Origin of the sequence: Fibrobacter sp. UWS1 (assembly GCF_002300445.1) — a bacterium.
GTDB classification, from domain to species: Bacteria; Fibrobacterota; Fibrobacteria; order Fibrobacterales; family Fibrobacteraceae; genus Hallerella; species Hallerella intestinalis.
Genome location: NZ_NSGW01000002.1, coordinates 613,249 through 637,189, shown reverse-complemented (window position 1 = coordinate 637,189; position 23,941 = coordinate 613,249). Strand labels below are relative to the sequence as shown.

The following is a 23,941-nucleotide window of genomic DNA, read 5'->3' as shown; positions in this document are numbered from 1 at the left end:
CAAATAACTATATTTGCAGCAATGGCCAGAACAGAAGACAACATTCGCAATTTTTCCATTATCGCCCACATCGACCACGGCAAATCCACCCTTGCCGACCGATTGATTGAACTCACCAAAACCGTCGCCGAAAAAGATATGCAGAACCAGCTTCTCGACGATATGGATTTGGAACGGGAGCGGGGCATCACGATTAAAGCCCACGCCATCCGCTTGCTGTATAACCGCGGAGAGCAGCAATACATTCTTAATATGATCGATACGCCGGGGCATGTGGACTTCAGCTACGAAGTCAGCCGTTCTTTGGCCGCCTGCGAAGGGGCTATTCTTGTTGTCGATGCCACGCAGGGAATTCAGGCGCAGACGCTTTCCAACCTTTATCTGGCCATAGAAAACGACCTCACCATCATTCCCGTATTGAACAAAGTCGATTTGCCCAGCGCCAACCCGGACCATGTAGCGCAACTGGTCGGCGATCTTTTGGGATACGAGCCGGAAAAAATTCCCCGTATTTCCGCCAAAACCGGCATCAATATCGCAGAAGTCCTGGACCGCATTGTCGATGAAATTCCCGCCCCCAAAGGCGACCCGGCTAGCAAGCTCCAGGCTCTCATTTTCGATTCGATGTACGATTCTTACCGCGGCGTCATCAACGACATTCGCGTTTTCAACGGAACGTTGCGTCCGGGAATGGAAATTCAGCTGATGACTTCAGGGGCGACTTACACCGTCACCGAAGTCGGCACGTTCACCATGAAGCGCAATCCCCGCAAGGAACTTTCTGTAGGCATGGTCGGCTATGTGATGGCAAACGTCAAAACCATCAGCGATGTCAAAATCGGCGATACGATTACCGATGCGGACGCTCCCGCCGAAGCACCGCTTCCCGGCTACAAAGATATCCAGCCGATGATTTACTCGGGCATTTACCCCATCGATCCCGAAGATTACAAAAACCTGCGAGAGGCCCTTGAAAAACTGAAGTTGAACGATTCTGCCCTGCAATGGGAACCCGAAACATCCGACGCGCTCGGGTTTGGATTCCGCACCGGTTTTCTCGGCCTTCTGCACATGGAAATCGTACAGGAACGTCTGGACCGCGAATTCGGCGTGAACATCATCACCACGGTTCCCAACGTCGAATACCACGTCTATCTGACCGGCGGCGACATGGTCAAGGTCTCCAGTCCGTCGAAACTCCCAGACGCGTCCCGCTATGAACGCATCGAAGAACCCTACGTCAAGGCGCAGATTTTTACACCAAAGGATTACGTCGGAGCCATCATGAAGCTCTGCGAAGAAAAGCGCGGAGAATTCGACAACATGGAATACATCGACGAGACGAAAGTCATTCTCAAATACAATCTTCCGCTCGCCGAAATCATGTTCGACTTTTACGACAGGCTCAAGTCGATTAGCCGCGGCTATGGCGGACTCGATTACGCGCCTCTCGGCTATCGTCCCAACAACCTTGTCAAGCTCGACATCTTGCTGAACGGCGATCCCGTCGATGCGTTTTCGGTCATCATTCACCGGGAAAAATCCGCATCTTATGCCAACGCCATTTGCGTCCGCTTAAAAGACTTGATCCCCCGGCAGCAATTCGACGTTGCCATTCAAGGTGCCATCGGCGGAAAAATCATCAGCCGCAGCACGGTCAAAGCAGTACGCAAAGACGTTCTTGCCAAGTGTTATGGCGGCGACATCACCCGCAAGCGCAAACTTTTGGAAAAGCAGAAAGAAGGCAAGAAGCGCATGAAAAACATCGGTTCCGTCGAAGTGCCGCAAAAAGCATTCCTCGCTGTGCTTTCGCTTTCCGATGCGGGAAAATCCTCTTCCGACTCGTGATATGTCTGCGGCGTCGTATGCGAAAAAATTGCAGAGGGCTTCGTCCCGCAAATGGAATATCGTCCTGGGACTTGTTCTCCTTGCCGTTTTTTTGTTCAGCCTTGCATTGCGACTTTACGTCATAGAACCCGTCCGCATCGTCGGCAACGCTTTGGATTCAAGACTTTCTTCCGGAGATCTCGTCTGGGTTTGCAAGCTTCCCTTTTGCACGAACAAATTAACCCATGACGACATCGTTTTGGTTTCTTTAAACGGTCAAGATCCCATTCTTCGCTCCGTCTTTGGCTTGCCGGGCGATTCCATCCGCATCTTTCCCGATGGAAAAATCCAGTCCGGCGAAAATACGTCCCAGTGGGAAGACGAATCCGAAATCATCGCCCCCAGGGAATTTTACATTCCCCGCCAAGGCGACAGCATTTCTTTTTCCGAATTGAACGACATCGCATTCGATTACGCCTCCCTGATTCTGCAAAACCAATTCGGCACACATAGATATTACACGCAAGCCCAGCTGCTACGCGAAAACGACACGCTGCCCCTTTCTCGGGTTGGCAGCGCACACATTTTCGGAAGGCCGGTGAGCATTCGCGAAATCCACGGTTTTCACTGGCAAGAGTACTTTATCATCAGCTTGCAAATCAATCGGGAAGAACCTGGAGCCAAGCCTGTCCGATTTGAACGTAAAATCTACAATGCGCAGGATTCTACCGAAATCAAAGGTTTTCGGTCACCGGACGACTTTTATTACTTGATTTGTACAAAAGGAAATCACTACGCCGATTCCCGTCAGCTCGGATTCATTGCAAAAAAACAAATCATCGGCAAGGTTGTGCGAGCGCAAACGCTTTTTCAGCACTAGCCCCGTGCAAATTCACCAAGTCGCCTTCTTGAATAAAACGGCTCATCGCTTTGAGCGCTTTGCCCGAATAGAAACGCCATGAAAGGGGATGTTCCAAGCTCTGCATTTTCTGTTCATCCACCTTCGCCGCTTGCGTTTTATAAACGGGGAAATGCCGAATCCGCACTTGATTTTCAGCAGCGATTTGCTTCAAATCGGCAGCGGTTTCCAATGCGGAAATCCAAGCGACGTTTTGCACTTTTCGAATTTCTAAAAAGCGGGGAAAAGAATCCCTTGCGCCTTTTTCCGTTCCCGCAGCCGCCACAGAAATTCCCTGCTGCAATAAAAAGCGCGCCGTTTGAGGTCCCGCTGTAAAAATCGGGCCTGCGAAATTTTTCAACGCTTCTTTCGCTATCGCCGCCGCACGAGGGCTTCCGACAAACGCCGAATCACAGTCCAAAAAATTCAAAGGGTTTCCCGTCGGCGCATAAGTTAGAGCGGGAATATGCAAGACCCGATTTCCCTTCTCTCGTTCCGCAGCGATAAAATCTTCCCCCGGCGCATCTATCTTCGTATAAATAACCAGCATGAAAACCGTTACCGCTCCGATTCCCAAAAAGTCGAAATGGCTTCCGGTCCATTCGTCTCCAGCGGAAGAAGAATTCCCTGTCGTCGGCATTCGCCCATAAATTCGTCAGCAAATTTTTCCAACTTTTCTCCGGACTTCAACTCCAAAGCCGTAAAGCGTTGCGACCGGCGCAGAAAACGACCGTCCCGCGGATCGGCAAGGTAAGCCGTAAAGCAAAACGAATCCGGTTCCGATTCCAGAACCGCACCCATCGGGACTCGGCAGCCACCACCCAGCAGATTCATCCAGCGGCGTTCCGTCCGAGCGGCAATGACCGTCGCCTCATCGGAAATCCCTTCGGCAATTTCCTTTGCCCGTTTATTTTCCACGCAGGACTGCAATGCGATAATTCCCTGCCCAATCGCCGGCGTGATTTTTTCAATCGAAAATCGCTCCGTAATCAGAGAGGACATTTCCAACCGGACAAGCCCCGCCGCACCCAATAAAATCGCATCGCATTCCCCCGATTTAACCTTGTCGATTCGAGAGGGCAAATTGCCGCGCAAATTGACGCAATGCAAATCCGGACGCAGCGATTTCAACTGCAAGACCCGACGCGGCGATCCCGTTCCTATTTTGGCACCCGGCTTCAAATCGGAAAAGCGCACGCCGCCCGAAACCAGAACATCCCGAAAATCTTCCCGCTTCAAAAAGCCGGAAAGCTCCAACAGGGAATCCATGGAATCCGGAACGTCCTTCAACGAATGCACAGCCAAATCGATTCTCTTTTCTAAAAGAGCTTCCTCGATTTCCTTGACAAAAACGCCTTGTCCGCCAAAAGAAACCAAAGAGCGCACCCGATCCTTGTCCCCCTGCGTTTTAATCACCTCGATTTCCACAGCGACAGACGGAAATTTCCGCACAATCAAATCCCGGGTCAAATTCGCCTGGGCCATGGCAAGCGCACTGCCGCGAGTCCCTATCCTAATCGTTTCCATACGAGCCTCTTTCCTGCAAATCGAACAGTCTTTCCAATATCAGGCGACTTTCCAAGCCAAGACCCGCCGCCCCCAGATGTTTGAGTTCCGCCGAAGGCCTGTGCAAAATTTTGGCAATCAATTCGTCCGCAAAACGGTGCAGCCGTTCCCCTTCTTCGGGCGACACCCGATGTTCCCATTTTTGCAGCACTTCCGCCTCTATTTTTTCATGATGATTCCTCAAAGCGAGCATGAGCGGAATAACTCCCAAAGAAGCATACCATTCCGCAAAGGAATCCACCGCATCCCCGATAATTTCGCGCGCCCGTTCTGCAGAATGGCGTCGCCTGCTGCGGTTTTCTTCCACGACTTTAGTCAAATCGTCGATGCAAAAAAGCGACACGTCGGGAAGATTCGCCACTTCCGGTTCGATATTCCGCGGAACGCCAATGTCTATCAAAACCATTTTCCCAGAGTGCCTTTTGTTGCGAAGCATCTCTGCGGAAATCAGATATTCCGGAGAAGACGCCGCCGCAATCAGCAAGTCCAGCGATTCCAAATGTTCCGGCAACGCCTGCAAATCGAAAGCCTCGCCGCCAAATCGCGCGGCAAAATTCTGCGCTTTGGAAAGAGTCCTGTTGAAAAAAGAAAAACGGGACACTCCCGCAGCCGAAAGTTCCACAGAAGCGATATTCCCCATTTCGCCGAGTCCAAGAACGCCCACGCGCAGCGGAGCGAGACTTCCCAATTCCAAAAGCGCCAGCTGGACAGCCGCAAACGGAATCGAAACGGTTCCTTCGCCAATGGCGGTGTCTTCGCGGACTTTCTTTCCTAAACTCAACGCGGACTGAAAAAGATGGCTCAGGAAGAAGCCCGCCTTTCCCGCTTTCTGCGACGTCAGAAAAGCCTCTTTGACCTGCTGCAATATCTGGTTTTCACCTAGAACAAGACTGTCCAAAGAAGAAACGACCGAATACAAATGCGAAATCGCTTCCGTATGCGTCAAATAAAAGCAATGCGGAATCAGTTCGCCCACATCGATATGCGAAAATTCCGCCCACCAGTTGATCAGCGTGTCGCGCAAAGCTTCTGGATACAGGGTCGCCGCATAAATTTCCGTCCGATTGCACGTCGAAAGGATGACCGCTTCCGAAAAACCGGGCAAATTTCCCAGACTGGAAAGCCCTTTCTCCAACTGGGATTCCGAAAAGCTCAACTTGTCCCTTAAAGCGACCGGACAGGTTTTATGGCTTGCACCTAAAACAACACAATGCGTATTTTCTTTATTTTTCATCACTTTTTCCCATATCTTAAGCTAGAAAAATTTTCAGAAGCTTCCATTCAAAAAAGGATTATATATATTTAGTGCAGAATATTTTTTGGAGTTTTACGAATGAAGTCCACTCTATTTGCAATGCTCGGCTTCTTTGCCGTTACCGCACTGGCTGCCGACAATTATACCATCCAGAAATTTTCTGGCGAAGATGTCGGAACTCCCGACCAATACATTGACGCTGAATTCGGCGGCTCCCTTAAAATTTCCTCTACAGGAACCGTGGAAAACGTCCAAGACGGTCGCTTCTACGTCCGCCAAAAATTTGAAGACCCATTCGGAGAATCCCCCACGACATACCAACTTTACGAAGGACGGAAAGGTTCCGAAGCGGCCAATCTCAATGAATACACGCTTCCAGCCGGCATCGCCTACGGATTCGCCATCAAAGCAAAAGCCTATTCCAGCGAAAACGCCGATGCGAATAGCGATATCGAAAAAGTCTATTTTGACGGCAAGTCCATTTTTGCCGAAGGCGTGAGCGAAATGTATATGCATCGTGGCGTCAAAACAATCGCCCTGGTCCCTGTCAATGCCACAGAACCGGCCCCGGCAGCCCCCGTCGAAGCGGAATCCTCTTCTAGCTCCTCCGAAGAAGACACTCTCGCCGCCGCTCCTGTAGCAGAAAGTTCCTCCGCCGCCGCTGACGATGAATATTGCGATGACGACGATCCGGATTGCGAAGGCGAAGACGATTACAACTACGACGTCCAAGGCGATGTTGCCGCCACCGCCAATCAGGCGAATGACGAAGACTATGCAGCGAATTCCGCATCCAACGATGTCACAGACAGATTCGGCATCGCCGACGAAGTCCGCAAATGGAGCGCCTGGGGTCTGGTCGGTGTCGCGGCAGCGGGAATCGGAGTTGGCGTTTACAACCAGATGCAATACAGCGATGCGAAATCCGCCCACGACGATGTGGACGACTTGATGGACACCCACAAAAAGAATATTCAAGAGGCTTGCGGCGGGAAAAAAGACTGCTACGAATCCATGGTCTGGTACGAAACGAACGACATGGCCTATAAAAATGGAACATCTATGGGGAAGCATTCCGCCCTCTACCTGCTCCATTCCAAGAACAAGAAGAACAAAGACGCGATGGATTCCTATTCAATGGCTCGCAACATCTGGTTTGGCATTGCGGCGCTTTCCATCGGCGGTTCCATCGTCCTCTTCACCTGGTAATGGAACTCGGAAAAATAACCGTTCAAAATCTGGGCTTTGAGTCAATTCTCGGAGCCCTTCCTTTTGAACGCCAAAAACCCCAGCCGATTCAACTCCATTTTTCTTTGTGGCTGGATTTCAAAAGCGTCGCAACAAACGACGCGCTGGATGATACCGTCGATTACGCCGAGCTCGCTGAAAAAGTAAAGAGCTTTATCCAGAAATCCAAATTCCAATTGATAGAGACTCTGGTTTTTCGGACAGCAAAATTTCTGCTGGCCCAATCCCCCCGCATCCAAGCCGCCTGGGTTCATGTAGAAAAACCCGAGGCCCTCCCCGGAAAAGCAATTTCTGCAGCTGAGATAAAACTGGAAAGAGACTAACCGGCAAGGTCGGCAAAAGCCCGATAACGCAAAGCCTCTGCGACATCCGGACATTCAATAGAAGAATCCTTGATGCCAGAAATTCCATATTGCGCAACCCGCAAATCGGCAATTGTCCGGGCCACTTTCAACATCCGATAATAACCCCGAGCACTTAATCGCATTTTTTCCGCTGCGGATACGGCAAAATGTTCCGTAGAAACATCCATCCGAGCAAAAATTTTCGTTTCTTCACTAGACATTTCGGCATTGGAACGACTGGAACTTTTTGCAAATCGCAAACGTTGCCCATTTCTAGCGGCAATTACCCTTTCCCTAATAGTTGCCGAAGATTCCCCGTGCGCATTTTGCATAAGGCTTTGCGGATCCGTAGAAGGCACGGCGACCTGAATGTCAATCCGATCGAGCATCGGACCCGAGACACGCTGACGGTAACGGCGAACGGCATCCGGCAGACATGTGCAACCTCTTTTGGCATCCATCGAATACCCGCAGGGACAAGGATTCATTGCTGCACCCATCATAAATCGGGCAGGCCATGTCACCGTGCCACAAGCCCGGCTGACACGAATAATTCCCTCTTCCATCGGTTCCCGTAAAGCTTCTAAAACGTTCCGGTTGAACTCGGGCAATTCATCTAAAAATAAAACACCGTTATGCGCCAAACTTGCCTCGCCCGGACGTAAATGAGGTCCTCCGCCAACCAAAGCGACCATGGAAGAAGAATGGTGCGGCGAACGAAAAGGCCGGCGATTTAAAAATGTTTCAGCTCCCAAATCTCCCAAAATGCGAATAGACGAATAGATTTGCGTACATTCCAAGATTTCTTCGTCGGTCATCGGCGGTAAAATTCCGGGAAGACAGCGGGCGCTGAAAGTTTTCCCGGAACCGGGAGAACCGACGAGCAAGAAGTTATGCGCCCCTGCCGCCGCAATTTCTAGCGCCCGCTTCACCCCCTCCATCCCCACAACCGAACGAAAATTCGGCAAAGACGATTCCGTATTCCCGTCCTTCCGAAAAATACCCGGCGATCGAAGCGCCTTCCTTTCGGAACCCGGAGAAATCGCTTCGATACATTCCGAAAGAGTTGAAACCCCTATCACCGAGAGACCTTCAACAAGACTGGCTTCCGCTACATTTTCTTTGGGCACTACAAAAACATCGTTCTTTTTAGAAAGGCTCATCGCCACAGAAAGAACGCCGCGAATCGCTTTTACTTTTCCATCCAGCGAAAGTTCTCCCATAAAGACAAATTTTTCCGGGGATTCCACCTGAATTTCTTCGCTGGCAATCAGCATTCCTATCGCCAGCGGCAAGTCCAAAGACGTACCCTCTTTTTTTAAATCGGCAGGCGACAAGTTCACAGTCATGCGACTTCCACTCGCCGCATAACCGGAACTTCGAATACTGGAAACAACGCGTTCCCTGGATTCGCGAACCGCATTGTCCGGCAAGCCGACCAATGTGAATCCGGGAAGCCCCGCTGAGGAGTCCACTTCGACATGAACTGGAATAGCTTTAATTCCCAAAAGGCAACTGGTGCGAATTCTCTGGAACACGTTACATTTCCTATGCGGCAACAATTTCCTGATATTTTTCCAAAACACAATTTTCAATGTGCTGCCGACATTCCCGCGTTATCGGGAAAAAAATGCTGCGGTATTCTTCCCCTTTATAGAACGGGTCAAAAGGATAACTGACAAACAGACCGTTTTCGCCATCCATCACGCGGAGTCCCGTCAGCTGCATCTGGTCGTTCAAAACAACCTTGGCAAGAGCTTTGACGTGCCCCATATTGGCACCATCCTTAAAAGGAAAGACTCGAACATTGGTCACCACAAGGCAATCGTATTCCGACGCTTTGGGGGCGGCATTGTTTTTTTCTTTTTCGGTAGAAACCGTCTTTTTTATTGGCATTTTACGCTCCTTATCATAACCCCAACATCGGGGCAATATCAGAAATGCAAAATGCGTGCCAAAAAGAAAACGGCCCATTTTGCCAAAAAATGAGCCGCTTTTACAACAGGAGAAATGATTAAACGAAAAACGCTAGCGATTAATCAGCCTTTGATCGCATCGGACATGCTGAACATCGGCATATACATCGCAATCATCAGGAAGCCGACCGCACCGCCGAGAACCACCATGATAAGCGGTTCCATCATAGATGTCAGAGCGTCAATCGCCGCATCCACTTCTTCGTCATAGAAATCCGCGACTTTCAAAAGCATCGCCCCGAGCTGGCCGGTTTTTTCACCGACGCCCACCATTTGGATGACCATCGCCGGGAAAATGCCCACGTCCTTCATCGGTTCCACAATACTTTTACCGCCCGCAAGCCCCACGGCAATTTTCATGATCGCCGCTTCGACAACCGAGTTTCCCGAAGTCTTTGCCGTCACCTGCAACGCTTCCGTGACCGAGACGCCCGCATTCAAAAGCGTTCCCAAGGTCCGGCTAAAACGGGCAACGGCACTCTTGATTTGCAAATCGCCCACCTTTGGCACTTTCAGCAAAAATCGGTCAAAGGCAAAATGCAGCTTGGGAACTTTCATCACGATTTTAAACGCCACGACAATCGCGACAGCTCCCAAAATCCAAAACGCCGCGTAATCGCGGATAATGTCGGAAAGATCCATCACGAACTGCGTCGGCCACGGCAATTCTCCGCCGAGTTCCGTAAAGGATGCGGCAAAGGTCGGCACCACAAAAGAGAGCATGAGAATCACCACGAGCACGGCGACAACCGCAACCATCACCGGATAAGTCAAAGCCTTTTTCACTTTGCGCACCAAGCGTTCGTTCGCTTCCTGATAGTCCGCAAGGCGCAGCAAAATGCCGTCGAGAATACCGCCCGCTTCACCTGCCGCTACCATGTTGCAATACAGCTTGTCAAAGACCTTCGGATGTTGGGTCAGCGCATCGGCCAAGCTGGAACCGCCACTGATAGACATGGTGAGCTTATGCACGACATCCCTCATCGCCGGATTATCCATCTGCTCTTCGAGAATCGTCAAGCACTGGAGCATGGGAAGACCCGCCGAAGTCATCGAGCTGAACATTCGGGTAAAGCGGGAAATGTCCTTGGATTTAATGCCGGAGCCGATTTGGATTTTAATTTCCATCGGTTTGCGTTTGACGCTTTCGACCACCAAGTGCTTTCGGCGAAGCAGGGATTCCGCTTCATTCTTGTCCTTGGCTTCAATTTCCCCGTTGAACTGGTTTCCCTGGGTATTCTGCGCCTTGTATAAAAAGACCGGCATGGATTAGACTCCTATTTTTTCAAGCTCTTTTTCGAGCTGGTTCGGATCCGGAGATTTGGCAAGAGCTTCAAAATGTTCGAGTTTTCCTTGACGGACCAATTCCGCAAGACGCATATTCATCGTGTTCATGCCGAACTTCTGGCCGATTTCAATCATCGATCCGATCTGGTGCGATTTATTGTCGCGGATAAGCGCGCGAATGGCTGGCGTCACATTCATCACTTCGTAGCACATCACACGACCGCCGCCAATTTTGGGAAGAAGCATCTGGCAGACGACGCCTTGCAGCACAAAGGAAAGCTGCGTCCGAACGGTCTGCTGTTCCCCTTGCGGAAAGGCGTCCACGATACGGTTAATGGTCTGCACCGCCGAATTGGTATGGAGAGTCGCCAATGTCAAGTGGCCCGTTTCGGCAATCGTCAATGCCGCCCGGATGGTTTCCAAATCGCGCATTTCGCCGATGAGAACAATATCCGGATCCTGACGGAGAGCCATTTTCAAAGCCTGCGAAAAACTGTTCGTATCGTTGCCGACTTCGCGCTGATTCACCATGCAATTCTGGTGCTTGTGCAAAAATTCAATCGGGTCTTCAATCGTCAAAATATGCTCGTGCCGTTCCTTGTTGATTTTGTCAATCATCGCAGCAAGAGTCGTCGATTTACCGCTACCCGTAGATCCCGTCACCAAAACGAGTCCCGAAGGACGGGTCGTAAACTCGGCAATGATCGGCGGCAAATCCAAATCCTTAAAAGTCTTGATTTCCAGAGGAATAATTCGAAGAGCCAAGGCGACGCAACCGCGCTGCAGATAGGCGTTCGCCCGGAAGCGGGCAAGATTCGCAATGCCAAAAGAAAAATCGCATTCCTTGTTCTGTTCAAACGCTTTTTTTTGGAGTTCGTTCATCAGACTGTAAGTCATGCGCATCGTCTCGTCCGGTTTCAGGGTTTCCGTTCCCATCGGAGCAAGCTTTCCCGCCAAGCGGAGCATCGGAGGAATTCCCGCCGTAATGTGCAAGTCCGAAGCGCCGCGTTTCACCATTTCAGAAAGAAGATCTTGAATATTGTAAGCCATGTTTTGAATATAACTAAATTGTTTATACAATGCTCAACTTTCAAAAAATCCTTTTAGGCGCATCCCTCATTTCGGCGCTTTTCTGTGCGGCTTGCAGCGACGCCGCCTACGACCGCATTCCGGAGAAAATCGAAGGCTACGATGGCGTGACCCTTTTCGTTTTTCATACGTCCTGGTGCGGCTACTGCAACATGGAATTGCCGACTCTCAAGCAGATTTACGCCGACTATTCCCCATGCGGGCTTCACGTCATCGGCATCAACGAGGACGACGACGAAAAGACGATGCGGGAATTTGTAAAAGCCAAGCAGATTCCTTATCCGGTCGAATACTGGAATTTTCAGCTGATGAAGAAATTCGGACACCCGAGGGCCATCCCCACCCATTTTTTAATCGACAGCAGCGGAAGCATTAAACTGCGGGAAGTCGGCCCTCTGAATGACGAAATCGTCCGAAGCCAAATCGAACGGGCCTTAGGCGACGCCGCTAAGAATTGTCGTCCATAAACAAAACGACGTCCTCGATTTTCGATTTTCCCAGAGCGAGCATAAACAAGCGATCCAACCCCATAGCGACGCCCGAAGCCGCAGGCATTCCATGGTCCAACGCGGCAAGGAAACGTTCATCCATGGCCGGCACAGGCTTATTCTGCGCTTTGCGCCAGGCGATGTCGGCTTCAAAACGACGACGCTGTTCCGCCGCATCGGTCAATTCTTCGTAACCGTTGCAAAGTTCCATATTCCGGATATAAAGTTCAAAGCGTTTGGCCACCCGATCGCCCTTCGCATTCACGTATGTCTGCGCCAAAGCCGCACAGCTTTCCGGATAATCCATTAAAAATTGCGGGGACTCCTTTCCCAAATGCGATTCCACCAGCGTCACCATCAGATAGTCCCACCAGTCTTCGCGCGTAAACGAATCGGAACCTTCCACATCGGGCACGTCGTTTTTTTTCAAAGCAAGTCTAAAATCGTCAGGGCTTCCCGTAAACGGATCCACCTGCGCATACCGCAAATAGGCTTCCCGAAAAGTCAAGCGTTCCGCTTTTACCGAATCGCCCAAAATTTCCGAAGCCAGATCTTCGACTTCGCACATCAATTCCTCGTAAGGCATTCCGACGCGATACCATTCCACCAGTTCAAATTCCGAATTGTGCTTGCGCCCGACTTCGTCTTGACGGAATGCGTGAGCGATTTCAAAAATATCGCCGAAACCTGACGCCAGAAGCCGCTTCAGATGAAATTCCGGACTCGTCATCAAATAACGCGCCGGTTTGCCGACCGTTTCAAAATAATCCAGATGCGCATCGGTTCCGCTCGCCCGCGAAAGCACAGGAGTCGAAACTTCCATCACGCCACGCGCTTTAAAAAAGGCACGAACTTTTTCGGTCAAAGCCAGCCGAGCTTTCCACGTTTCCAAAGAGCAATTCGGTTCAAAACGCACCGCACGCACTTGATTTTCGGATGACAAAATCAATCCTTCACGCAGCGAACGGAAAGCCCAAAACGCTTGTCCACGGAAGCCTTGTCCAACGCCGTCGCATCCGAGAAAAGATTGCGCACATATCCTCGGGAAGCATCTTCTTCGGTCGCCGTCCAAAAATAAGTTCCCTCACCAGCCAAAGCGCAAATGCCATTCTGATTGAAGTAGCCGCCAAATTCCACAGTAACAGCAAAATCCGCCGCATCCAATGGAGAAAGCGCATCAAAGTCTTCGTCCGTTGCCGCATGGAAACCCTCTGGGCAAGCGTTTTGCGCAGCAGCAAATGTATAAAGGCGGCCATACTTTTCGCAATTCAACGAATCCCCGTCGTAACACGCCGAAGAATCCGGGATGTCAAAATTCGCATTGTCAATGGTCCAGATTTTTTCCCCGAAACGTTCTACACGGTAGGAACGATTGTCCCGCGAATCCACGATGCTTCCAATTACCGGGCAGCGAACCGGAGCATTCAGAGAATCCAAGCGGGCGTCCAAAGAATCGCCATAGGCTGCGCAAAAATGGAATTTTCTGCGGGCACTGATAAAATCGGAAGGGTCTGCGGCAAGCAAGAAAGCCTGCGCCGAATCGATACTCGGAATCACCGAGTCGCCAATGGCAAGAAGCCAATTTTTAGCCAGAGAGAACGGAGAATTCCAAAACACATCCGTCGAAAGGGAGTCTATAAAATTTTTCATCGGCGACGGCGTGGGAAGGCTGATTTTTTTCGATACCAGTTTCTGCGGACGTTCGGCGCAGGCTGCGGAATCCGGAGCGTCGCTCCGCAAAAAAGAGGAATCCGTACGAGCGACACAAGCTTCAATGCAAGCTTCCGATTCTTTCTTTTTGCAATTTTCCCAGACAAGAGTATCGACCTTGACCATGACGGGCTTCATCATCTTCTTGTTTTTGCGCACAACGGCAAGGGTTTTGCCGTAAAGCTGGATGGCGGAAGTATCCCCCGCGCGGCCTTGCTCCGCAAGCTGAAGCAACGATTCCGAGCAAGATTTTTCTCCATTTGATTTAGAACAGGCTTTAGAAACTTTGGGGGCGGCGGCACTCACAACGCCAGCGAAAAAAAGAAGTAAGAATAGCGATTTTTTCATGCGCACAATATAAAAATTTGGGACTTATATAAAATTCCACCCGATTTATTTGTTAAGGATTAGCGACTTGTGCCCTTCGACTAGTTCGACAAGCAGTTGGGAGTATAGGAGAAACGGCATCCAGCCGTTTCTTTCTCGTTTTCGGGGGAAAGCCCGTTTCAGCGCAAAGTCGGCCTTCGTCAAATGAATCGCAAGTAGTCAGAGTACGTCATTGCGAACAAGCCGAAGCAATCTTGGCTGGCATCTCGTCATTGCGAGGCGCGATAGCGCCGTGGCAATCTGTGCGGGTTTCCCGTCATTGCGAGCCACGATAGCGGCCCATGAGCCTTGGAAGCTCTGCTTCCTTTAGGCGAATTGTCTCTTCCAGGGATACTTCAACTACGGAATCGGAGATCCCTAGTTTCAGGGATGCAAAGCCGTGGCAATCCACACCAGCGGCACGTCATTGCGAGCAAGGCCCCATGAGCCTTGGAAGCTCCGCTTCCTTTAGGCGAATTGTCTCTTCCAGGGATACTTCAACTACGGAATCGGAGATCCCTAGTTTCAGGGATACAAAGCCGAAGCAATCCTTGCTGGCACCTCGTCATTGCGAGCAAAGCGAAGCAATCTTGTCAACAGGAAAAAAGATTGCCACACCCCCTTGGGGTTCGCAATGACGACTGTAGCTTGCACATTTTGTAGCCATTTTCACGTGAAAACGGGCCAAAAATTTCCGAGCCGGGCCATTTTCATCTGAAAACGAGCCAAAACTTCCTGCGGCAACAAATTTTCACGTGAAAACGTGCAAAAACCGGTTTGCTTCGACTTTCTCCCTTCGATAACCGGTCCATGAGCGGCAGGCCTTCCGAACGGTAAGGGATTCGTGGTTAGAGGTTAAATTTTCTATTTTCTGCGCATGAATTATAACGTTGATGAAATCCGCAAGCAATTTCCCGTTTTGGCATTGCACGACAAAGATTCCAAGCCTTTCGCCTTTTTAGACAGCACTGCAACGACGCAAAAGCCGGAATTCGTCATCGACGCCATGGATAATTTTTATCGCAAGCACTACAGTTCCATTAAGCGCGGTGTTTATACGATGTCCGCCCAAACGACAGACGCCTACGAATCCGCCCGCAAGAAAGTTGCCAAATTCATCAACGCCCAAAGCGAAAACGAAATCGTCTTTACTCGCGGCACCACGGCAAGCATCAATCTCTGCGCCTGGAGCTACGGCAGGAAATTTTTGAAGGATGGTGACGAAATCGTCATCAGCGCACTCGAACATCACGCCAACATCGTCTCGTGGCAGCTCATCGCCGAAGAGCGCAGAGCAAAGCTCAAAGTGATTCCCGTAGCCGATGACGGAGACCTGATTCTCGAAAAAATCCCGGAACTTGTCATCCCCGGCAAAACGAAGATTGTCGCCTTTGCGCACATCAGCAACACGATCGGCACCGAAAATCCGGTCAAGGAAATGATCCGGACCATCCGAAAGATCGATCCGGAAATCAAAATTCTCATCGATGCCGCCCAAAGCGCCCCCCATATAAAAATCGACGTGCAGGATTTGGATTGCGACTTTCTCGCCTTCTCGGGCCATAAAATGTACGGCCCCACGGGAATCGGCGTTCTCTACGGCAAATACGACATCCTCAAAGAAATGCCCCCGGTCGAAGGCGGCGGAGAAATGATCGACCAGGTGACTTTTGAAAAGACGACTTTCGCTCTTCCGCCTGACCGTTTTGAAGCGGGAACGCCTCCCATTGCCGAAGTGATTGGACTCGGGGCCGCCATCGATTGGATAAACAACGTGGGAATCGATGCGATATACGCCCACGAACAAGAAATTCTGCAATACGCCGAAGAAAAACTTTCGGGCATTTCGGGACTACATATTTTGGGAAATCCAAAACGGCGGGGTTCCCTTTTGAGCTTCACACTAGACGCTGCGCACCCGCACGACGTGGCCACCCTTTTAGACGAAGACGGCATTGCCGTTCGCAGCGGGCATCATTGCGCACAACCGGTCATGACGCGCTTCGGCATCCCGGCGACGATTCGCGCAAGCTTTGGTGCCTACACGGAAAAATGGGAAATCGATAGGCTTGTCGAAGGTTTGCTCCGCGTGAACCGCATTTTCGGATAGAAAACCGTTCGGAAAGAACTCTTCTGTCTTTTTCCAGCCACGCACGCCAAAATCTCCGTCCCCTTTTTTCCATCATTTCCCACAGACATAGCCCCTTTCCTCGCGGTTTGGGGCGCGAGTTTAACATTGAGTTAGCTCTTATTCTCGTTATCTATAAACCGTAATTATCAAGCTGCAACTAGATTGTCTTTAGCAGTTGTAAAAGATTCTTGTCGGAAGATTTTGTTTTTCTTGTTCCGAATTCGACAAAATGGTTCTGTGTGCAATAAAAATTCAAAAGCTTTTCGTTGTTTTCACATTCCAAAACACAAAGAACCCCGCCGACGCTGTGCTGCATAAGTAAAATCTGCTCCATTGCAAGGGACAATAGTTCATTTCCAGAAATGGTGTCGTTTAACCCTGCCTGAAAATTTTTGCCAAGTTGTGCAATCAGGTATGCGGGGATGTTGTACACACCGTCGTCATCTAATGCACTCAAACGCGAGAGCTTTTTTTGAATGGTTTTGGAAACATTTTGCGCTTTCACAGAAATAGTTTTTATAGCTAACGAGAAGTATCCCAAGAACGCTCCGTTCGCTTGCGAAAAGACCAGGTAACTTACAGCTTGATGTTTTTTGGCGAAATCTACAGACGACTTTTTCAAGAAGCACTCGACATCTTTGTTCTGGGGACATTCGTAAAAATTTCGAAGACGGGAAAAGTCCTCTTCCATAGGAGCTTTGTCTAGATACTCCATGATGTTAACAACAAAATAGGATTTAGAAACCATTTTTTTTTCTAAGGCGAGAAAGTTTTCTTAAACCGGAAACTCCGCTTAGAAAGTCTGATTTGACCTGGCTCTTGAGAGCGGGGGCCTTTAGCGAGTGATCCACGGCTTTGATGAAGGACTCAAGTTGCTTGGTCCCTGCCACGGTAAAGTTCTTTTTTATGCTCGATGTAGCCATTCTACGTATCTCCTCCAGTCTAATATACATTATTAAAAAAGGAACATCAAGCCAGTTATATACTTCCATCTGCCTACATGCGAAAAGGCAGAAAGTTAGTTGCCTTTTGTTTGACTGAACAAACATTCACTAATATCTAATCTCAAAAAATCCCCTTGTTAATTGGCCCGAGGTTTCTGGCACTTTATGACAACCTATTTTGTTTATATTTACATTGGAATAGTTTGGCTTTTATGTCCTACGAATACAGCGAAAATATCCTTGTTCAAGAGAGCGTCGGCGACCTGCTCCAGCACGAGCTGGGCTGGCGTGTTGTATTTGCGTATAATGAAGAAGAGTTAGGCGAAAACGGAACATTCGGGCGCACCTCTTACAGAGAAGTTTTGTTGCATCGGTATTTTCGCAAAGCACTTCAAAAGCTGAATCCGTGGATAACGCCTGCGCAAATTGACGAGGCCGTGCAAAAATTCACGGCGACACTCAGCACGTCTTCGCTGCTTCAAATCAACGAAGAAAAGTACGGCTTTATTCGTGATGGCATTCCTGTCTCTTACAAGAAACCTGATGGAACTTCGGATGTCAAGCGGGCTCTTGTCATTGATTTTTCGAACCCCGAAAACAACGATTTTCTCGCCGTCAAGGAGATGAAAATTCACGGCGAAATTTATCGCCGCCGTACCGATATAGTCGGCTTTGTTAATGGCATCCCGCTTTTGTTTGTGGAACTCAAGCGTAACGATGTCGCTGTGCAAAACGCCTACGATGACAACTACACGGATTATCTTTCGACGATTCCGCAGCTTTTCTATTACAACGCGTTTTTGATGCTTTCTAATGGCGTAGAGGCGAAAGTCGGAACGCTTGGCAGCAAGTATGATTTTTTCCACGAATGGAAACGCCTCAAGGAATCCGATGCGGGTTCCGTTGCGCTCCAGACGATGCTTCGCGGAATTTGCAAAAAAGAAACATTCCTTGACCTGTTGGCGAATTTCATTCTTTACGATCATTCCGATGGAAATACGGTCAAGATTCTCGCCCGCAACCACCAGTATCTTGGCGTAAACGAAGCTTTCAAAGCGTACGAAGACCGCAAACTTCGCAATGGCAAGTTGGGCGTTTTCTGGCATACGCAAGGGAGCGGCAAAAGCTACTCGATGTTGTTCCTGTCGCAGAAGATTCGCCGTTGTGCAAAAGGTTCGCCCACAATCGTCATCCTTACGGACCGTGACGAACTGAACAAGCAGATTAGCGATACGTTTGAAAATTGCGGAATGCTCGGCAAGGTAAAAGCATCCAAGTTCATTGCCACGAGCGGGAACGACCTTGTCGCAAAACTCAAGGGCAACCCGAGTTTCATCTTTACGCTGATTCAAAAGTTCAACAAGAAAGATTTGACCCCGATTTATCCGGATCACGATATTTTAGTGATGTCCGACGAAGCGCACCGTAGCCAGAACGGAATTTTTGCAGACAACATGTGTGCCTTGCTCCCGACGGCATCGCGTATCGGCTTTACGGGCACTCCGCTTTTGAAAGATGACAACATCACCGAAAGAACTTTCGGCGGCTACATTTCTATTTACGATTTCAAGCGAGCCGTAGAAGATGGTGCGACAGTTCCGCTCTATTACGAAAATCGTGCCGACAAAATCAAGGAACTCAAGAATCCTGAAATTACGGACAAGATTCTCAATGCGATTGAAGCCGCAGACCTTGACCCGGAACAGCAAGAAAAATTGGAAAAGGATTTTGCCAAGGAATACCACCTGCTTACGGCAGAGCCGCGATTGCGCTTGGTTGCAAAAGATTTTGCACATCATTATTCAGACCTTTGGACTAGCGGCAAGGCGATGTTTGTTTGCCTGAACAAGGTGACTTGCGTCCGCATGTACAATTTCGTTCAGGAATATTGGGCCGAAGAAATCGTAGCTCTCGAAAAGCAGTTGAAAATTGCAACCCAGCAAGAAGCCCAGGAACTGGAGCGCAAAATCCAGTGGATGCGCGAAACGGAAATGGCGGTCGTCGTAAGCCAAGAACAGAACGAACAGCAGACTTTTGCCAAGTGGGGCTTGGACATTACTCCGCACCGCACCAAGATGGAAAAGCGGGAACTGGACAAGGAATTCAAGGACCCCAAAAATAAATTCCGCGTTGTGTTCGTTTGTGCCATGTGGCTCACCGGTTTCGATGTCAAGTGCCTCAGTTGCCTTTACTTGGATAAACTGTTGAAGGCTCACACGCTGATGCAGACGATTGCCCGTGCGAACCGTGTGAACGAGGGCAAGAGCAACGGCCTGATTGTAGATTATGCGGGCATCGTGAAGGCATTGCGCAAGGCTCTCGCCGATTATACGAACAATGTGAGCGGCGGGCGTGCCGACCCGACAATCGACAAGTCGGAATTGCTGAATCGCATTATCGAAATTATTGCACAAACGGAAGCATTTTTAGGCGGCCTCAACGCTCCCCTTGCAAAGGTTGTTGAATCCAAGGGCTTTGATAAGATTGCCGCAATCCAAGACACAGCAAATGCAGTCTGTTCTTCGGCAGAAAACAAGAAGACCTTCTCCACATACGCCGCCGAACTTTCTCGCCTGGTACGCTACACGAACCGCGAAGACGTCACAGCCGAAAATCGCGCCAAGATAAACGCGATTGACGCGGTCGCCCGCAACCTGAAGGCAAAACGCCGTCATGTGACCAATGTGGATTTGATGGTGGAACTGAACAAGATTGTGAACGAATACGTTCAGATGGACGTAGGCGGTAAAAAGAACCCCAAGCAGTTCGACATCAGCAAGATTGACTTTGAATTGCTCGGTCGGGAATTTGCCAGGGCAAAGCATAAAAACCTTTTGCTCCGCGATTTGGAAGAACTGTTAAAGGAGCGACTTTCTTTGCTGTTGGCGACCAACGCTGGCAGAATCAATTTCTACGAGCGTTACCAAGAAATCATCAACGCCTACAATAGCGAACAGGACCGTGCGACCATCGAAAAGACCTTTATGGACTTGATGGATTTGGCGTCGTCCATGGATTCCGAGCAACAGCGCTTTGTCCGTGAAGGTTTCAAGAACGACGAAGAACTCTCCATGTATGACTTGCTTTTCAAGGACAACTTGAGCAAGCAGGACATCAAGAAGTTGAAATCGGTCGCCGTAGAATTGCTCGAAAAGATAAAGGCGAAAATTGGGAGTCTGGACCACTGGACCGACAAGCAAGAAACCAAGGCCGCTGTGGACACTCTCATTCGCGACACGCTCTGGAAAGAGTTGCCCGAAAGTTACGACGACGTGGCCATCAACATGTATCGCGCCCGCGTTTACGAATACGTTTACACCCATTATAGAGTAGCATAAATCTGGAGGACCAGTGCGTATAGAAGATATTCTCGCTATGGAAGAATCCCAGGCTTTTGACCGCAAGAGCGTAAACATTGCTCCGAAGGATTTTTCTAACCATGTGTGCGCTTTTGCAAATGCCGACGGGGGAATCATCGTTGTCGGCATTTCTGATAAAAATCGTCGCATCGAGGGTGTTGACCATCGTGAAAAAGATGTCAATGAACTCTTGCGTGTTCCGATGGATTTTTGTTCGCCGACGGTTCCTTTTGCTCATGAACTTGTTGAATGCGTTGATGCTAAAGGTAAGCCGAACCATGTGCTGGTATTCCACATAGAGGCAAGCCCCTTTGTTCACGAAAACCAGGCGCATGATGTTTATATGCGTGTGGGCGACAAGTCTAAGCTCCTTTCTTACGATGACCGTTTGACGTTGCCCCTCGACAAAGGGTTGCGTTCCTTTGAAGATTTTCTTGTTCCAGACTCCTGCTACGAAGATATAGAGGAATCTTATCTTAAAGAATACTTGGACTTAATCGGATATTCTAAATCCCCACGAGAGTATTTGCTGCAGAACAAGAACTTTGCAAAAGAGAAAGAGGGCGAATTGCAACTCAGCGTTGCTGCAATTTTGCTGTTCGGCAAGAAACCCCAGTCGTTTTTCCCGAGGGCCCGAGTCAGATTTATCCGTTACGAAGGTACAGAAGAAAAGTTCGGTGCCGAGATGAACGTTATCAAGGATGTGACTTTTGAAGGTCGCATTTTGGAGCAGGTTCGCCAGGCGGTTGCCTACATCCAAACGCAAATCAAGGAACGCACTTATTTGACTGCGGGCGGAATCTTTACCACCGAACTTGAATATCCGGAATTTGTGCGTACGGAACTGGTCGTAAATGCGGTAACCCATAGGGATTATTCCATTCGCGGAACCGAAATCCAAATCAAGATGTTCGATGACCATTTGGTAGTTGAATCTCCGGGGAATTTGCCCAGTCAGGTGAAAATCAACAAGATTCGTAATTCCCACTTTGCCCGCAATTCCCATATCGCGGAATACTTGAAAGATTACAAGTACGTGAAGGATTTTGGCGAAGGTGTGGACCGTATGTGCCGGGAAATGGAAGCGCAGGGACTGCCCAAGCCGGAATACAAACAGGACTCCTTTATTTTGAAGGCAATCGTCAAAAATGCGGGATTTGCCTCCCAAAACCTTGGGATTGACCCCCAAAAAACGGGAAATGACCCCAAAAACCTTGGGATTGACCCCGAAAACCTTGGGATTGATCCCGAAAACCTTGGGATTGACCCTGAAAACCTTGGGATTGATCGGCTGAAATCTGCAATTTTAGATGCTAGTATGAACGCGACTACAAGGGAAAAATTGCTGAAAATTGTCGAAAATATCCATATCAACCAGGTTTTTGGAGCAAGTCTTCTTATGGATATTTTGAAATGTTCTCCACCGACGGCAACGGGCCTTATAAAGAAAATGAAATTGATGAATATCATTGAACCAGTCACAGGGATTGGTAAGGGCAAATACGTGTTTTTTATAGAAAAGAATACTAAGGACCAAAATGGATAACAAGAGTTTAAAGAAACTTGAAGCCGATTTGTGGGAATCTGCGGACTTGCTCCGTGCCGATTCCAAGTTGACGTCGAATCAGTATTGCATGCCTGTTTTGGGACTTTTGTTCCTGCGTTATGCCTATGGACGCTTCAAGAGAGTCGAAGCCGAAATTCTCAAGAACCGCCCGAGTCGCGGTGGCCGCGTTCTCCCTGTTGAACCTAGCGATTTTGCGTCCAAGAGTGCGTTGTTCCTCCCGAAAGAAGCTCAATTTAATTATCTGGTGAACTTGCCCGCAAATATTGCATCGGCAAAACTCAAGAACGCGCACGGTCAGCCGCTCAACAGCCTTGGCGAAGTCGTGAACAACGCCATGGAACTTGTCGAAGCCCAGAGTGAAAAGCTGAAAGGCGTATTGCCCAAGACCTACACCGATTTCAAGGACGAACTGCTTGCCGAACTTTTGCGCACCTTCAACAACAATGCCCTCGATGATGTGGGCGGCGACGTGATGGGCCGAATTTACGAGTACTTCCTCAGTAAATTTGCCAAGAATATCGCTAGCGACGATGGCGTTTTTTTTACGCCCAAGTCCTTGGTGAAAATGATCGTAAATGTGCTGGAGCCCGCTTATGGCGTGCTTTTGGACCCTGCCTGCGGAAGCGGTGGCATGTTCGTGCAGACCGGCGACTTTGTAAATGCCGCCGGCATGGCAAGCAACGAAACCATGACTTTTTACGGCCAGGAAAAGGTGGAATACAACGCACAACTTTGCCAGATGAACATGGCGGTGCACGGGCTTACCGGAGTTGTAAAATCGGGCGACGAGGCAAACTCTTTCTATCACGATGCGCACAACCTTGCAGGCGAATGCGATTACGTGATGGCGAACCCGCCCTTCAATGTGGATAAGGTAAAAGCGGAAAGCTGCCTGAATGCCGGGCGACTCCCTTTCGGGCTCCCTGCGGTAAACAAAGACAAGGAAATCGGCAACGGAAACTACCTGTGGATTTCTTACTTCTACAGCTACCTGAACGAAACCGGCCGCGCGGGCTTTGTGATGGCCGCCTCCGCGACAGACAGCCAGAGCAAGGACAAGGACATCCGCGAAAAGCTGGTGGCTACGGGACACGTGGATTGCATGATAAGCGTGGGCAACAACTTCTTTTATACCAAGAGCCTGCCGTGCACCCTGTGGTTCTTTGACAAGGGCAAAAAGAAGAAAATTCAGGACAAGGTCCTGTTCATCGACGCCCGCAACTATTACACCGTTGTGGACCGCACCCTAAACGAATGGAACGAATGGCAACTCAAGAACTTGAACGCCATCGTTTGGCTCTACCGCGGCGAAACGGACAAGTATGAATACTTGCTTGTGGAATACCGCAACGCCTTGCTTGCCTACGCCGACACCACCGAAGACAAACAACTCGAAAAGATTCTCCGCAAGTCCGCAAAGATTGCAAAAATATTCGCGGAACTCAAGGAACACCGCGAAACGCTCCGTGCGCAGGCGAAAACCGCCGTAGAAGCCGCCGACAAAAAGAGCAAGAAGAAAACCCAGGAAGAATGGGACGCCCGCCTTGCGGAACTCGACGAAATCATCGGAGTCGCCAAGGAAGCCGACTGGCTCTACGAAAAATTCGGTGACGGCAAGTACAAGGATATTCTTGGACTCTGCAAAATTGCCACCCGTGCTGAAATCGCCGAAAAGAACTACAGCCTGACCCCCGGCGCCTATGTAGGTGTCGCTCCCGTAGAAGACGACGGCGTGGATTTTGCCGAACGCATGACCGAAATCCACCAGGAACTCCTGAAACTCCAGGACGAAAGCAACGCCCTCATGAAGACCATCTCCAAGAACATGAAGGAACTCGGCTTGTGAGAAAATGGAAAAACGGGCAAAAATATTGTAAAAATAGTTG

General features: G+C 49.5%; 20 protein-coding genes. 9 read left to right on the top strand and 11 right to left on the bottom strand.

Annotated elements, in window-relative coordinates; genetic code table 11:
• Nucleotides 1-21 precede the first annotated feature (21 nt).
• A complete protein-coding gene (lepA, locus tag BGX14_RS12890; RefSeq protein WP_095880092.1) occupies nt 22-1,848 on the top strand; it encodes a translation elongation factor 4 in 1,827 nt (608 codons plus the stop codon).
• The gene (locus tag BGX14_RS12885; RefSeq protein ID WP_143159301.1) at nt 1,820-2,707 is read left to right on the top strand and encodes a S26 family signal peptidase; all 888 of its coding nucleotides are present in this window, start codon (nt 1,820-1,822) and stop codon (nt 2,705-2,707) included. Before lepA ends, BGX14_RS12885 begins: the two co-directional genes overlap by 29 nt.
• Here BGX14_RS12885 and BGX14_RS12880 read toward each other — a convergent pair.
• From BGX14_RS12880 to hemA, 3 genes are read right to left on the bottom strand one after another with little or no spacing between them, the layout of a single operon-like run.
• Nucleotides 2,664-3,365, bottom strand: coding sequence for a uroporphyrinogen-III synthase (locus BGX14_RS12880; protein WP_095880091.1), 702 nt, complete (start codon nt 3,363-3,365; stop codon nt 2,664-2,666). The genes BGX14_RS12885 and BGX14_RS12880 overlap by 44 nt on opposite strands.
• Nucleotides 3,284-4,252: a hydroxymethylbilane synthase gene (gene hemC / locus BGX14_RS12875; protein WP_073302337.1), complete on the bottom strand. Its 969-nt coding sequence runs from the start codon at nt 4,250-4,252 to the stop codon at nt 3,284-3,286. Before hemC ends, BGX14_RS12880 begins: the two co-directional genes overlap by 82 nt.
• A complete protein-coding gene (hemA, locus tag BGX14_RS12870; RefSeq protein WP_095880090.1) occupies nt 4,239-5,525 on the bottom strand; it encodes a glutamyl-tRNA reductase in 1,287 nt (428 codons plus the stop codon). Before hemA ends, hemC begins: the two co-directional genes overlap by 14 nt.
• A 99-nt stretch (nt 5,526-5,624) precedes the next feature.
• Between hemA and BGX14_RS12865 the strand changes: the two genes are divergently transcribed.
• Nucleotides 5,625-6,755, top strand: a complete 1,131-nt coding sequence (locus BGX14_RS12865) for a hypothetical protein (protein ID WP_143394251.1) — start codon at nt 5,625-5,627, stop codon at nt 6,753-6,755.
• Nucleotides 6,755-7,117 carry a dihydroneopterin aldolase gene (locus tag BGX14_RS12860; protein ID WP_095880088.1) on the top strand — a complete coding sequence of 121 codons (363 nt, stop codon included), beginning with the start codon at nt 6,755-6,757 and terminating at the stop codon, nt 7,115-7,117. The genes BGX14_RS12865 and BGX14_RS12860 overlap by 1 nt, the downstream gene beginning before the upstream one ends.
• Here BGX14_RS12860 and BGX14_RS12855 read toward each other — a convergent pair.
• The 4 genes from BGX14_RS12855 to BGX14_RS12840 all read right to left on the bottom strand — a co-directional run bounded on the left by BGX14_RS12855 (nt 7,114) and on the right by BGX14_RS12840 (nt 11,451).
• Nucleotides 7,114-8,676, bottom strand: a complete 1,563-nt coding sequence (locus BGX14_RS12855) for a YifB family Mg chelatase-like AAA ATPase (RefSeq protein ID WP_073302329.1) — start codon at nt 8,674-8,676, stop codon at nt 7,114-7,116. The two genes, BGX14_RS12860 and BGX14_RS12855, sit on opposite strands and share 4 nt — an antisense overlap.
• A 10-nt stretch (nt 8,677-8,686) precedes the next feature.
• On the bottom strand, nt 8,687-9,034 hold the full coding sequence (locus BGX14_RS12850) for a SpoVG family protein (protein ID WP_233126551.1): 348 nt from the start codon (nt 9,032-9,034) through the stop codon (nt 8,687-8,689).
• A 143-nt stretch (nt 9,035-9,177) separates the two neighbouring features.
• The gene (locus BGX14_RS12845) at nt 9,178-10,380 is read right to left on the bottom strand and encodes a type II secretion system F family protein (protein WP_073302327.1); all 1,203 of its coding nucleotides are present in this window, start codon (nt 10,378-10,380) and stop codon (nt 9,178-9,180) included.
• Between the two features lie 3 nt (nt 10,381-10,383).
• Nucleotides 10,384-11,451 carry a type IV pilus twitching motility protein PilT gene (locus BGX14_RS12840; protein WP_073302325.1) on the bottom strand — a complete coding sequence of 356 codons (1,068 nt, stop codon included), beginning with the start codon at nt 11,449-11,451 and terminating at the stop codon, nt 10,384-10,386.
• Nucleotides 11,452-11,480: 29 nt separating this feature from the next.
• Between BGX14_RS12840 and BGX14_RS12835 the strand changes: the two genes are divergently transcribed.
• On the top strand, nt 11,481-11,957 hold the full coding sequence (locus BGX14_RS12835; RefSeq protein WP_078776031.1) for a TlpA disulfide reductase family protein: 477 nt from the start codon (nt 11,481-11,483) through the stop codon (nt 11,955-11,957).
• Here the strand turns inward: BGX14_RS12835 and epmA are convergent.
• Complete coding sequence (gene epmA / locus BGX14_RS12830; protein WP_073302579.1) at nt 11,938-12,921, bottom strand: EF-P lysine aminoacylase EpmA; 984 nt, start codon at nt 12,919-12,921, stop codon at nt 11,938-11,940. The two genes, BGX14_RS12835 and epmA, sit on opposite strands and share 20 nt — an antisense overlap.
• Nucleotides 12,922-12,923: 2 nt before the next feature.
• Nucleotides 12,924-14,036, bottom strand: coding sequence for an FISUMP domain-containing protein (locus tag BGX14_RS12825; RefSeq protein WP_095880087.1), 1,113 nt, complete (start codon nt 14,034-14,036; stop codon nt 12,924-12,926).
• Nucleotides 14,037-14,931: 895 nt separating this feature from the next.
• Here BGX14_RS12825 and BGX14_RS12820 point away from each other — a divergent pair.
• Nucleotides 14,932-16,164: a cysteine desulfurase gene (locus tag BGX14_RS12820; RefSeq protein ID WP_095880086.1), complete on the top strand. Its 1,233-nt coding sequence runs from the start codon at nt 14,932-14,934 to the stop codon at nt 16,162-16,164.
• A 178-nt stretch (nt 16,165-16,342) separates the two neighbouring features.
• Here BGX14_RS12820 and BGX14_RS12815 read toward each other — a convergent pair whose 3' ends face one another.
• Together BGX14_RS12815 and BGX14_RS12810 are read right to left on the bottom strand one after the other, a co-directional pair.
• Complete coding sequence (locus BGX14_RS12815; RefSeq protein WP_198951213.1) at nt 16,343-16,900, bottom strand: GNAT family acetyltransferase; 558 nt, start codon at nt 16,898-16,900, stop codon at nt 16,343-16,345.
• A 22-nt stretch (nt 16,901-16,922) separates the two neighbouring features.
• Nucleotides 16,923-17,177, bottom strand: coding sequence for a hypothetical protein (locus BGX14_RS12810; RefSeq protein WP_143394250.1), 255 nt, complete (start codon nt 17,175-17,177; stop codon nt 16,923-16,925).
• A gap of 164 nt (nt 17,178-17,341) precedes the next feature.
• On the opposite strand from BGX14_RS12810, the gene BGX14_RS12805 reads away from it, so the two are divergent.
• From BGX14_RS12805 to BGX14_RS12795, 3 genes are read left to right on the top strand one after another with little or no spacing between them, the layout of a single operon-like run.
• Nucleotides 17,342-20,467: a type I restriction endonuclease subunit R gene (locus BGX14_RS12805; protein WP_095880083.1), complete on the top strand. Its 3,126-nt coding sequence runs from the start codon at nt 17,342-17,344 to the stop codon at nt 20,465-20,467.
• A 13-nt stretch (nt 20,468-20,480) separates the two neighbouring features.
• Nucleotides 20,481-22,034, top strand: coding sequence for an ATP-binding protein (locus BGX14_RS12800; protein WP_233126550.1), 1,554 nt, complete (start codon nt 20,481-20,483; stop codon nt 22,032-22,034).
• A complete protein-coding gene (locus BGX14_RS12795; RefSeq protein ID WP_095880081.1) occupies nt 22,027-23,901 on the top strand; it encodes a class I SAM-dependent DNA methyltransferase in 1,875 nt (624 codons plus the stop codon). Before BGX14_RS12800 ends, BGX14_RS12795 begins: the two co-directional genes overlap by 8 nt.
• Nucleotides 23,902-23,941: the final 40 nt, after the last annotated feature.